Raw genomic sequence first — 12,454 nt, forward strand, 5'->3', positions numbered from 1 at the left:
TATCCCTTCCAACTGTTAAAGAGTGTCGAGCGTGGAATCAGAAGTCAGTCGAGTTCAACTCAGCCATGATCCACGCGCGTTGCATGACGATCCGTTGCTGGATGGTCTGCTCGCCCTGTGCATGCTGCACCAGAAGCCTGCCAGCGCGGCGATGCTGACCACCGGCCTGCCGCTGCCCAAACAACGTTTGAGTGTCGAGTTGCTGCCGCGCGCAGCGGCTCGCGCCGGGCTGCAGGGGCGGGTGTTGCAGCGCAAACTCGAAGAAATTCCGGCGATCGCCATGCCCGCGCTTTTGCTGCTCAAGGATGGCCGCAGCGCCGTCCTGCTCGGCTGGCAGGGCGACAACGAAGCACGCGTGCTGCTGAGCGAAAGCGATGGCGGCGAATCGGTGGTCAGCCGCGAACTGCTGAGCGACGATTACACCGGCAAAGTGTTCTTCGCCCAGCCGCAGCACAAGTTCGACGTCAACCACGGCACGCTGATCCCGCGCGCACGCTCGTGGTTTCGCGACACCCTCAAGCGTTCGCGCTGGCTGTATGCCGATGCGATCGCCGCCAGTTTCCTGATCAACATCATCGCCATGGCCGCGCCGCTGTTCGTGATGAACGTCTACGACCGCGTAGTGCCGAACCAGGCCGAAGCAACCCTTTGGGTGCTGGCGCTGGGCATCACCGGCGCTTACATCTTCGACTTGATCCTCAAGAGCCTGCGCAGCCTGTGCCTGGATCTGGCCGGGAAGAAAACCGACCTGATCATCTCCGCCACGCTGTTCGAGCGCATTGTCGGCATGGCGATGAAATACCGCCCGGCGCGGGTCGGCAGCTTTGCCCAGAACATCCATGAGTTTCAGAGCCTGCGCGACTTTCTCGCGTCGCTGACCCTGACCAGCCTGATCGACCTGCCGTTCACCATCCTGATTTTCATCGTCATCGCCATTCTCGGCGGGCATCTGGTGTGGATTCCGGTGCTGGCTTTCCCGATTGCCCTGCTGATCGGCTACGCCTTGCAGAAGCCGTTGATCGCGACCATGGAACGGACCATGGCGCTGGGCGCCGAGCGCCAGTCGAGCCTGATCGAAACCCTCGCCGGTCTGGACGCGGTCAAGGTCAACAACGCCGAAAGCGAGCGCCAGTATCAGTGGGAGCAGACCATCGGCACCCTCAGCCGCCTAGAGCTGCGAGTGAAAATGCTCTCCGGTCTGGCGATGAACATCACCTTGCTGATCCAGCAACTGGCCGGGGTGATCATGATCGTCTTCGGCGTATACCAGATCATCGCCGGCAACCTGAGCATGGGCGGGCTGATTGCCTGCTACATGCTCAGTGGTCGTGCGCTGAGCCCGCTGGCGTCGCTGTCCGGCCTTCTCACGCGCTATCAACAGGCGCGGGTGACCATGACTTCGGTCGACCAGATGATGGAGCTGCCGCAGGAGCGCAATTTCGAAGAGCGTCCGCTAAGCCGCAAGGTTTTGCAGGGTGCGATCGAATGCCGTCAGCTCAGCTTCACCTATCCGGACCAGCAGAACCCTGCGCTGAAGAACATCAACCTGGTCATCCGTCCCGGCGAGAAGATCGGCATCATCGGCCGCAGCGGCTCGGGCAAGAGTTCGCTGGCGAAACTGCTGGTGGGCCTGTACCAACCGGACGACGGTGCCTTGCTGGTCGACGGCGTGGACATCCGCCAGATCGACGTCAGCGAACTGCGCTACAACATCGGCTACGTACCGCAGGACATCCAGCTGCTGTCCGGCACCCTGCGTGACAACCTGGTGTCCGGCGCGCGTTACGTCGAAGACGAGCTGGTGCTGCAAGCCGCCGAACTGGCCGGCGTCCACGAATTCGCCCGTCTGCACCCGCAAGGCTACGAGCTGCAAGTCGGCGAGCGTGGGCAAAACCTCTCCGGCGGCCAGCGGCAGAACGTCGCCCTGGCCCGGGCGCTGTTGCTCAATCCACCGATCTTGCTGATGGATGAGCCAACCAGTGCGATGGACAACACCGGCGAAGAACGCCTCAAGCAACGCCTCGCAGCAGTGATTGAAAACAAGACCGTGGTGCTGGTCACGCACCGGGCATCGCTGTTGTCGCTGGTCGATCGCCTGCTGGTGATCGATCGCGGGCAGATTCTCGCCGACGGCCCGAAAGCCGCCGTGATGGAAGCGTTGAAGAAGGGGCAGATCAGTGTTGCTTAAGTCCGGTGTCAAGGAGTCGATCCGTCGCTACTTCAAGGGCTCTGCCTCGCTGCAGGGTCAGCCGCTGCCGGAGGTCAACAAGGCGCTGATCGAAGACGCCCCGCGCGTCGTGCGCCTGACCATCTGGGCGATCATCGGCTTTTTCGTGTTCCTCATGCTCTGGGCCAACTTCGCCGTGATCGACGAGGTGACCAAGGGCGACGGCAAGGCGATTCCGTCGTCGAAGATTCAGAAAATCCAGAACCTGGAGGGCGGTATCGTCTCCGAGCTGTTCGTCAAGGAAGGCCAGATCGTCGAGGCCGGCGCGCCGCTGATTCGTCTCGACGACACACGTTTTGCCTCGAACGTCGGCGAAACCGAGGCCGATCGCCTGTCGATGCTGCTGCGGGTCGAGCGTCTGAGCGCGGAAGTCGATGATCGTCCGCTGAATTTCCCCGAGGACGTGCTCAAAGCCGTGCCGGGCCAGGCGAAAAGCGAAGAGTCGCTGTACATCAGCCGCCGTCAGCAGTTGCACGATGAAATCGGCGGCTTGCAGGAGCAGTTGATCCAGCGTCAGCAAGAGCTGCGTGAGTTCAGCTCCAAGCAGGCGCAGTACCGTCAGCAACTCGGTTTGCAGCGTCAGGAAATCAACATGTCCGAGCCGCTGGTGGCGCAGGGCGCGGTCTCGCCGGTGGAAGTGTTGCGCCTCAAGCGTGCCGAAGTGGAAACCCGTGGCCAGCTCGACGCGACCACGCTGGCCATCCCACGCGCCGAATCGGCGATCAAGGAAGTGCAGCGCAAGATCGACGAAACCCGCGGCAAATTCCGCAGCGAAGCGCTGACCCAACTCAACGAAGCGCGCACCGATCTGAACAAGGCCCAGGCCACCGGCAAGGCGCTGGAAGACCGCGTCAGCCGTACGCTGGTTACCTCACCCGTGCGGGGCATCGTCAACAAGTTGCTGGTCAACACTATCGGCGGTGTGATCCAGCCGGGCAGCGACATGGTCGAAATCGTGCCGCTGGACGACACCCTGCTGGTCGAAGCCAAGATCCGCCCGCAGGACATCGCGTTCCTGCATCCGGGTCAGGAAGCGATCGTCAAATTCACCGCCTATGACTACACGATTTACGGCGGCCTGAAGGCACAGCTGGAGCAGATCGGTGCGGATACCATCACCGACGAAGACAAGAAAACCACCTACTACGTGATCAAAGTGCGCACCGAGCGCAGCCACTTGGGCACGGATGAAAAGCCTTTGCTGATCATTCCCGGGATGGTCGCTTCGGTGGATATCATCACTGGCAAGAAGTCGGTGTTGAGCTATTTGCTCAAGCCGATCATTCGGGCGCGGGCTGAGGCGTTGCACGAGCGCTAGATCTTCGGCGCTGGTGACGGCCTATTCGCGAGCAGGCTCGCTCCCACAGGAGATTGCATTCCAACTGTGGGAGCGAGCCTGCTCGCGAAGGCGTCCTCCGAAGCGCTACATATCCGTCGGTAAGTGACACAAATGGTCACCCACCCCCTCACCATTCGCCATATCGTTATTCAATAACGGTATTTAATCTCCAGTTCTTATAGCTATAAAGTCACCCACCTGCGTACCTGCCGACCAATCGGCGCGCCGCACGACCTGAACCGACACGCAATCCAGCGTGAGTGTCTGATCGACGAGCGCGGCCATGAGCGCGCCGTGCGTGGGAGATGATTGATGTCCGCCGCTACTGCCACCGAAAGCGCCGCAACTGCCGCGCCGCAAATCTTCGAAATTCGCCCCTTCAGCGGTGCCGTCGGCGCCGAGATCGTTGGCCTCGACCTGCGCCGGCCGGTCAATGATCAGGACTTCGCGCGGATTCACCGCGCGCACCTGGATTTCCACGTCGTGGTCTTCCGCGATCAGCAGATTACCCCGCAACAGCAAATCGATTTCAGCCGCCGTTTCGGCGTGTTGCAGATCCATGTGCTCAAGCAGTTCCTGCTGGCCAATCACCCGGAAATCCTCATCGTTTCCAACATTATCGAGAACGGCCAGAACATCGGTCTCGGTGACGCCGGCAAGTTCTGGCATTCCGATCTCTCCTATAAAGAGCTGCCAAGTCTCGGCTCGATGCTGCACGCCCAAGAGCTGCCCGCCGAGGGCGGCGACACGCTGTTCGCCGACATGCACAAAGCCTGGGACGACTTGCCCGCTGCCTTGCGCACTGCGGTCGAAGGACGTTCCGCTGCGCATTCCTATACCGCGCGCTACAGCGAAACCAAGTTCGAAGGTAACTGGCGCCCGACCCTGACCCCGGAACAACTGGCCCAAGTCGCCGAAGTGGTGCACCCAGTGGTGCGCACCCATCCGGAAAACGGCCGCAAAGCCTTGTTCGTCAGCGAAGGCTTCACCACGCGCATCGTCGGTCTGCCGGAAGACGAAAGTCGTCAGCTGCTCGGCGAACTCTTCGCCCACAGCGTGCTGCCGCAAAACATCTACCGCCATCAGTGGGAGCCGCATGATCTGGTGTTCTGGGACAACCGCTCGCTGATCCATCTCGCCGCCGGCTGTCCTGCGCACCTGCGCCGCAAGCTGTATCGCACGACCATTCAGGGCGACGCGCCTTTCTGATTTGCCGGAGATCGATCATGAACGCCCCTTTGCCAGGCCGCGCGGTCAGCAACCCGATCGCCCACAGCGAAGCGTTGCTGGCCGTCGATCACGTCAGCCTCGAATACCGCACGCCGCAGCGAGTGGTGCGCGCTACCCATCAAGTCAGTTTCGCCGTCGACCCGGCTGATCGTTTCGTCCTGCTCGGCCCGTCCGGGTGCGGTAAATCGACCCTGCTCAAAGCGGTCGCCGGATTCATCCAGCCCTGCGAAGGCGAGATCCGCCTGCAAGGCCAGCGCGTCGATGCGCCGGGGCCGGACCGCATTGTGGTGTTTCAGGAATTCGACCAGTTGCCGCCGTGGAAAACCGTGAAGCAGAACGTGATGTTCCCGCTGCTGGCCTCGCGCACCTTGAACAAGAAAGACGCCGAAGAGCGTGCGCTGCACTACCTGGAAAAGGTCGGTCTGGCAGCGTTTGCCGACGCCTATCCACACACCTTGTCCGGCGGCATGAAGGCGCGGGTGGCGATCGCCCGGGCGTTGGCCATGCAACCAAAAATTCTTTTGATGGACGAACCCTTCGCTGCACTCGATGCGTTGACCCGCCGCAAGATGCAGGAGGAGTTGCTGCTCCTCTGGGAAGAGGTGCGCTTCACCTTGTTGTTCGTCACCCATTCGATTGAAGAAGCCCTGGTGGTGGGCAATCGCATCCTCTTGTTGTCGCCACATCCGGGCCGGGTGCGCGCCGAAGTGCACAGCCATCAATACGACCTGCACAGCCTCGGCGGCGTGGCGTTTCAGGCGTCGGCGCGGCGCATTCATCGTCTGCTGTTCGATGAGGGCCAGACGCCGGAGACCGAACGTGATCACGACTTCAACGACATTCGCATCGCCTATTGAGCGGCCAGGAGGACTACCCGATGAGCCATTCATCATCCGTGCGTGAAGAATTCGAAACCGTGCTCGAGCCGCTGACCGCAGTGCCGGTCGAGCGCGAGTTGCCGCTTGGCACGCGCCTGTGGCAACAGGGCTGGTTGCGCAAAAGCCTGATCCTGATTGTGCTGGCGATCATCTGGGAGGTGGTCGCGCGGATTCAGAACAATGACCTGATGCTGCCGAGTTTTCTGCAAACCGCGCAGGCCCTGTTCGACGGGCTGCTCAGTGGCGAGCTGCTGGCCAAGGTGTGGATCTCGCTGGTGGTGCTGATCAAAGGCTACCTGATCGGCATCGTCCTCGCGTTCGCCCTGACGACATTGGCGGTCTCGACCCAGTTGGGACGTGATCTGCTCAGCACCATGACCTCGATGTTCAACCCGTTGCCAGCGATTGCCCTGCTGCCGCTGGCGCTGCTCTGGTTCGGATTGGGGCAGAACAGTCTGATTTTCGTGCTGGTGCATTCAGTGTTGTGGGCGCTGGCGCTGAACACCTATGCCGGATTTCTCGGTGTGTCCGAGACGCTGCGCATGGCCGGGCGCAACTATGGCCTCAAGGGTTTGCGCCTTGTGTTGTTCATCCTGATCCCGGCGGCACTGCCGTCGATTCTCGCCGGTTTGAAGATTGGCTGGGCGTTTGCCTGGCGCACCTTGATCGCGGCCGAATTGGTGTTTGGCGCGACCAGCGGCAAGGGCGGGCTGGGCTGGTACATCTTCCAGAATCGCAATGAGCTGTACACCGACAAGGTGTTTGCCGGGTTGGCGGTGGTGATCCTGATTGGTCTGCTGGTGGAAAATCTGGTGTTTGCCACCCTTGAGCGCGTGACCGTCAAGCGCTGGGGTATGCAGCGCTGAGATCTTCGTTGGCTGGGCCGGCCTCTTCGCGAGCAGGCTCGCTCCCACATGAGAACGCATTCCAAGGTGGGAGCGAGCCTGCTCGCGAAGAGGCCAGCGCTGGCATCGTCACTCTTTAGGGATGTTTGCTAGCATTGCGCCCGGATCAATCCAGATCAGCCAAGAGTGCTCAGCATGCAACTCCCGGACATGAACCTTCTGGTCGCCCTCGATGCCTTGCTCGACGAGGGCAGTGTGGTCGGCGCGGCGCGGCGGATGAACCTCAGCCCGGCGGCCATGAGCCGCACGCTGACGCGGATTCGCGAAGCCATCGGCGATCCGATTCTGGTGCGCGCCGGGCGTGGCCTGGTGCCGACCCCCAAAGCCCTCGAACTGCGCGAACAGGTGCGCGACGTGGTCGAGCAGGCGGCGCTGCTGTTCCGCTCCGCCGACAGCGTCGAGCTGGGCACCTTGCGCCGGCGCTTCAGCATTCGCGCCAATGATTTCTTCGTCGGCGTTTACGGCGGCAAGCTGTTCGACACCCTCGACCAGCTCGCCCCGCATTGCGAATTGCGCTTCGTCCCGGAAGGCGATGGCGACGATGAGGCGCTGCGCGAAGGACGCATCGATCTGAGCGTCAGCAACACCCGTCCGCTCACGCCGGAGGTTAAGGTACAGAACCTGTTCTCCACGCATTTCGTCGGCTTGGTGCGCGAGAACCATCCTTTGCTCGACGGCGAAATCACGGCCGAGCGCTACGCCGGTTTTTCCCACATCAGCATGTCGCGGCGTGGCATCGCTCGCGGCCCGATCGACACGGCGTTGAATGCGTTGGGGCTGGAGCGCCGGGTGGCGGTGATCGCGCCGAGCTTCCACGCGGCGATGTTTGCCTTGCCCGACTCCGACCTGATCCTGCCGGTGCCCAAAGAAGCCCTGCTCAGCGTGCGGCGGCTGGGCCTGAAACTGCGTTCGTTCGACCTGCCGATTCCGCTGCCCATGCTCATGCTGACCCAGGCCTGGCACCCGCGCTTCGACAAGGACCCGGCCCACCGCTGGCTGCGTGAAACCCTCAAGACCTGCTGCGATGAAACATGGCTGGCGGCACAGCCGTAAATCATCAGGCACCATCGAATCCCTGTGGGAGCGAGCCTGCTCGCGAAGGCGTCGAGTCAGTCACCTCAATGGCGGCTGGTCCACCGCTTTCGCGAGCAGGCTCGCTCCCACATAGGCATTCACCGTTGTGTCTGATGCACTTATAACCTGCCAATAAGTCAATTTTCGTCAGCATCAAGCCCCACTAAAATGCTCCGGTATTTCACCCCCGGAGCTTTTCATTCATGACATTCCTGACGGTCTCGGCGCCTCTCGCCGCGACCAGCCCGGCGACGGCGGCTGCGCCACCGGTGTTCGGGGCGCGGATCATCATTGGTCTGGTCGGCGTGCTGTTGGCCGTGCTGGTCTCGGGCCTCAACGAGATGGTCACCAAAGTCGCACTCGCCGATATTCGCGGCGCGCTGCACATCGGCTACGACGAAGGCACCTGGCTGGTCGCCAGCTACACCGCCACGTCGGTCGCGGCCATGGCCTTTGCGCCGTGGTGCTCGGTGACCTTCTCGCTGCGTCGCTTCACCCTCTGCGTCATCGGTCTGTTTACCGTGCTCGGCGTGCTGTGCCCGTTCGCCCCGAACTACGAAAGTCTGCTGCTGATGCGCATCCTCCAAGGCCTCGCCGGCGGTGCATTGCCGCCGATGCTGATGACCGTTGCACTGCGCTTCCTCCCGGCGAACATCAAACTTTACGGACTGGCCGGCTACGCACTGACTGCGACTTTCGGCCCGGGACTCGGCACGCCGCTGGCCGGGCTGTGGACCGAATACGTCGGCTGGCAATGGACCTTCTGGCAGATCATCGTGCCGTGCCTGATCGCCATGGCCGCAGTGGCTTACGGATTGCCCCAGGATCCGCTGCGCTTGGAGCGCCTCAAGTCGTTCAACTGGAAAGGCCTGCTGCTGGGCTTTCCAGCGATCTGCATGCTGGTGATCGGTCTGTTGCAGGGCAATCGACTGGACTGGTTCGAGTCGAATCTGATCTGTGGATTACTCGGTGCCGGTTCGCTGCTGCTGGTGGCTTTTATGATCAATGAATGGTCGCAGCCGATTCCGTTTTTCAAGCTGCAGATGCTCGGCATCCGCAACCTGCTGTTCGCCCTGATCACCCTCGCCGGGGTGCTGATCGTGCTGCTGGCGGTGGTGTTGATTCCGTCGAGTTATCTGGCCCAGGTGCAGGGTTATCGTCCGGCGCAAACCGCGCCGATCATGCTCATTGCCGCGCTGCCGCAGTTGATCGCGCTGCCATTGGTGGCGGCGCTATGCAACTTGCGCTGGGTCGATTGCCGCTGGGTGCTTGGCATTGGTCTGAGCATGCTCGCGCTGTCCTGCCTCGGCGGTTCACACCTGACTTCGGCGTGGATTCGCGATGACTTTTACGTCCTGCAATGGCTGCAGATTTTCGGCCAGCCGATGGCGGTGTTGCCGCTGCTGATGTTGTCGACCGGCAGTATCACGCCGATGGAAGGGCCGTTCGCGTCGGCGTGGTTCAACACCGTCAAAGGTCTCGCCGCAGTGGTCGCCACCGGCGTGATCGAAGCGCTGACCACCGCGCGCCTGCATTTCCATTCGACCATGTTGGTCGACAGCCTGGGCAATTCGCCGCTGGCCGATCACAGCGATCCGGGCCTCGCTCACCGCGTGCACGAGCAGGCGGTGGTGCTGACTTCGTCCGATTTGTACCTGTGCATGGCTGGCGTCGCCGTGGCGTTGATCCTGCTGATTTTCTGGCTGCCGACGCGGATTTATCCGCCGCGCGCGCCGACCTGATCGCTGTACTGAAACTGAAGGTTTTTTATGACTCAATCCAAGCAAAAACTCGCGGTGGCCGTGGCTGCCGCGCTGGCGGTGGGCGTGCTGGTGTACCTGGCGATGCCCGGGCTGTTCGGCCAACGCACCGAGCAAACCACCAATGACGCCTTCGTCTCCGCCGACTACACGTTGGTGGTGCCCCGCGTGGCCGGGTTCATCAAGCAGGTGCTGGTCGAAGACAACCAGCAGGTCAAGGCCGGGCAATTGTTGGCGCTGATCGATGACCGTGATTTGCGCGCAGCGGCGGAAGCGGCGGACGCGCAAACCCTGGTCGCGCGGGCGCAATTGCAGAACGCCAATGCGACCCTTGAGCGGCAGGCGTCGCTGATCGCTCAGGCGCAGGCCACCGTGGTCTCGGCCAAAGCGCAAATGGCTTTTGCGCAGCAGGAACTGAACCGCTACAACCATCTCGCCGGAGTCGGTGCCGGCACCGTGCAGAACGCGCAACAGGCGCGCACGCGCATTGATCAGGCTTCGGCGCGTCTCGACACCGCGACCGCGAAACTGGCGGCCGAACGCAAACAAGTCGAAATCCTCACTGCCCAGCGCAACGCCGCTGAAGGCAATCTGAAACACGCGCAGGCGGCACTGGAAATCGCCAGTTTCAACCTCTCTTACACGCGCATTACCGCGCCGCAGGACGGCATGATCGGCGAGCGCGCGGTGCGTGTCGGTGCCTACGTCACCCCGGGCAGCAAACTGTTGGCGGTGGTGCCGTTGCAGCAGGCTTATGTGGTCGCCAATTTTCAGGAAACCCAGTTGACCGACGTGCAGCCGGGTCAGGATGTGCAAGTGCGGGTCGACAGCTTGGGCGGCGAAGCCCTGACCGGCCGCGTCGAGAGCATTGCGCCAGCGACCGGCGTGACCTTCGCTGCGGTGAAACCGGATAACGCCACCGGTAACTTCACCAAAGTGGTGCAGCGGATTCCGGTGAAGATCATGCTGGAACCGGGCCAGCCACTGGCCGAGCGCTTGCGGGTGGGGATGTCGGTCGAGGCGAGTATTGATACCGCCAGCTCGAAGGCGTCCGGGCGCGAGGTGACGCAGCGATGATCGGTGTTAAATCGGTTGGCCTCATCGCTGGCAAGCCAGCTCCCACAGGGGTCATTGGCAGGCTGAACCATTTTGCACAATCTGCACAATCCTTGTGGGAGCTGGCTTGCCAGCGATGGGGGCATAGGCAGCAGTTCACCCTGAGTGCCTTGCTTGCAGTCAGCCTCAGCGCTTGTACCGTCGGCCCGGACTTCCAGAAACCCGAAGCCCCTCAAACTGCCGACTGGGCCAAACCGGCGCGGTCTGCCCCAAGCAAGGCCGTCAGCGAACCCCTGAACGAACGCTGGTGGGAAACCTTCCACGACCCGCAACTTTCCGCGCTCACCCAGCGCGCGCTGAACAGCAACCTCGACCTGCAACTGGCCAGCAGCCGCCTGCAACAAAGCCGCGCCGCGCGCCAGGTGATCACCGCCGAGCGTTATCCGAACAGCGCCGCCAGCGGCAGCTACGCACGTAAACGCAACAGTGGCAAAGGCTTGAACGATCCATCGGGAAATAACGGCGATGAGGCTTTCAACCTGTGGGATGCCGGCTTCTCGGCATCATGGGAACTGGACTTCTGGGGCCGCGTGCGCCGTGAAACCGAAGCCGCTGATGCCAATCTCGAAGTGGCAGAAAACGACCGTCGTGACGTACTGCTGACCGTGCTCGCCGACACCGCGCAAAACTACATTCAGCTGCGCGGCGTGCAGAACACCCGCGCCGTCACCGAGCAGAACCTCGACGTCGCTCGCCACAGCCTGAAACTCTCGCAGCTGCGGCTGGCCGATGGCGTGGCGACCGACCTGGACGTCGCCGAAGCCGCCGCGCAAGTCGCCGCCATCGAGGCACGGCTGCCGGCGCTCGAGCAGCGTCAGGCGCAACTGATCAACGCGATCAGTCTGTTGATGGGCGAGCCACCGCAAGCTCTCGCTCAAACGTTATCCACAGACGCGGCAGTACCGCAGTCACCACTGCAAGTCGCCATCGGCCTGCCGTCGCAATTGGCCGAACGCCGCCCCGATATCCGCCAGGCCGAAGCGCGTCTGCACGCCGCCACCGCCAACATCGGCGTGGCCAAGGGCGATTTCTATCCGCGCATCACCCTGTCCGGCAACCTCGGTTCACAGGCCATGCAGCTGAGCGATTTCGGTTCATGGGGCTCGCGTGCCTTTGCCATCGGCCCGCAATTCAGCTTGCCGTTGTTCGACGGCGGTCGCCTTCGCGGCATGCTGCAACTGCGCGAAGCCCAGCAACAAGAAGCGGCCATCGCCTACCAGCAAACCGTGCTGCGCGCCTGGCATGAAATCGACGACCAACTGACCGCCTACAACGCCAGCCAGCGCCGGCGCGACAGCCTCGCCGAAGCCGTGCGCCAGAACCAGATCGCCCTGCGCACCGCGCAACAGCAATACGTCGAAGGCGTGGTCGATTTCGTCAACGTCCTCACCGTGCAGAGCGCCTTGCTCGCCACGCAGGAGCAATGGGTGGAAAGCTCGACCGGCGTCTCCCTGGCGATGGTCGGTTTGTACAAGGCGTTGGGCGGCGGGTGGCAATCGGTCTATCCGGCAGCGCAACTGGCCGCAGGCTCACCTGACGTCGCCAGACCCTGAACCCGCAGCGCCAGCTATGATCAACTCCATTGCAGCAACGGCGCAACGCCGGACCTGAATTGCAGAGGAGTTGCATCATGGAAAATCCGCAGCACAGCCTACCGGCCCTGTTCAAACAGCTCGGCCTCGAAGATGATCCGACCGGCATCGACCAATTCATCGCCAGCCATTCGCCGCTCAAACCGGATTTGCATCTGGCTGACGCGTTTTTCTGGACGGAAAGTCAGGCGCAGTTTCTGCGCGAGGAGATTCTGGATGATGCGGATTGGGCGGAGGTGGTGGATCAGTTGAATGTGATGTTGCGGAAGGGGCGGGTGGGGTGATCATCGCGAAGTTGTATCCTCGTTGAACGCCACAGTTGTCCACATGGCA

The 12,454-nt window shown here is 62.2% G+C and carries 10 protein-coding genes; all 10 read left to right on the forward strand.

Features of this window, described 5'->3' with window-relative positions:
* Positions 1-31 precede the first annotated feature (31 nt).
* Complete coding sequence (locus AC0Z5Z_RS21445) at positions 32-2,188, forward strand: type I secretion system permease/ATPase (protein WP_051600365.1); 2,157 nt, start codon at positions 32-34, stop codon at positions 2,186-2,188.
* Entirely contained in the window at positions 2,178-3,545 is a 1,368-nt protein-coding gene (locus tag AC0Z5Z_RS21450) for an HlyD family type I secretion periplasmic adaptor subunit (RefSeq protein ID WP_024011116.1), read from the forward strand. The genes AC0Z5Z_RS21445 and AC0Z5Z_RS21450 overlap by 11 nt, the downstream gene beginning before the upstream one ends.
* Before the next feature lie 333 nt (positions 3,546-3,878).
* Complete coding sequence (locus AC0Z5Z_RS21455; RefSeq protein ID WP_095181151.1) at positions 3,879-4,775, forward strand: TauD/TfdA dioxygenase family protein; 897 nt, start codon at positions 3,879-3,881, stop codon at positions 4,773-4,775.
* A 17-nt stretch (positions 4,776-4,792) separates the two neighbouring features.
* On the forward strand, positions 4,793-5,653 hold the full coding sequence (locus AC0Z5Z_RS21460) for an ABC transporter ATP-binding protein (RefSeq protein WP_095181150.1): 861 nt from the start codon (positions 4,793-4,795) through the stop codon (positions 5,651-5,653).
* A gap of 20 nt (positions 5,654-5,673) precedes the next feature.
* Positions 5,674-6,540, forward strand: coding sequence for an ABC transporter permease (locus AC0Z5Z_RS21465; RefSeq protein WP_041477414.1), 867 nt, complete (start codon positions 5,674-5,676; stop codon positions 6,538-6,540).
* Positions 6,541-6,714: 174 nt separating this feature from the next.
* Positions 6,715-7,632, forward strand: coding sequence for a LysR family transcriptional regulator (locus tag AC0Z5Z_RS21470; RefSeq protein WP_016772273.1), 918 nt, complete (start codon positions 6,715-6,717; stop codon positions 7,630-7,632).
* 224 nt (positions 7,633-7,856) lie between these two features.
* Positions 7,857-9,395 carry an MFS transporter gene (locus tag AC0Z5Z_RS21475; protein WP_485611608.1) on the forward strand — a complete coding sequence of 513 codons (1,539 nt, stop codon included), beginning with the start codon at positions 7,857-7,859 and terminating at the stop codon, positions 9,393-9,395.
* Positions 9,396-9,422: 27 nt separating this feature from the next.
* A complete protein-coding gene (locus AC0Z5Z_RS21480) occupies positions 9,423-10,490 on the forward strand; it encodes an HlyD family secretion protein (RefSeq protein WP_150637840.1) in 1,068 nt (355 codons plus the stop codon).
* Entirely contained in the window at positions 10,487-12,082 is a 1,596-nt protein-coding gene (locus tag AC0Z5Z_RS21485) for an efflux transporter outer membrane subunit (RefSeq protein WP_485611609.1), read from the forward strand. The genes AC0Z5Z_RS21480 and AC0Z5Z_RS21485 overlap by 4 nt, the downstream gene beginning before the upstream one ends.
* 77 nt (positions 12,083-12,159) lie before the next feature.
* Positions 12,160-12,405, forward strand: coding sequence for a DUF2789 domain-containing protein (locus AC0Z5Z_RS21490; RefSeq protein WP_252887101.1), 246 nt, complete (start codon positions 12,160-12,162; stop codon positions 12,403-12,405).
* Positions 12,406-12,454 lie beyond the last annotated feature (49 nt).

The sequence above is a fragment of the Pseudomonas sp. 1L-E-NC-VB-C3 genome, assembly GCF_057291535.1.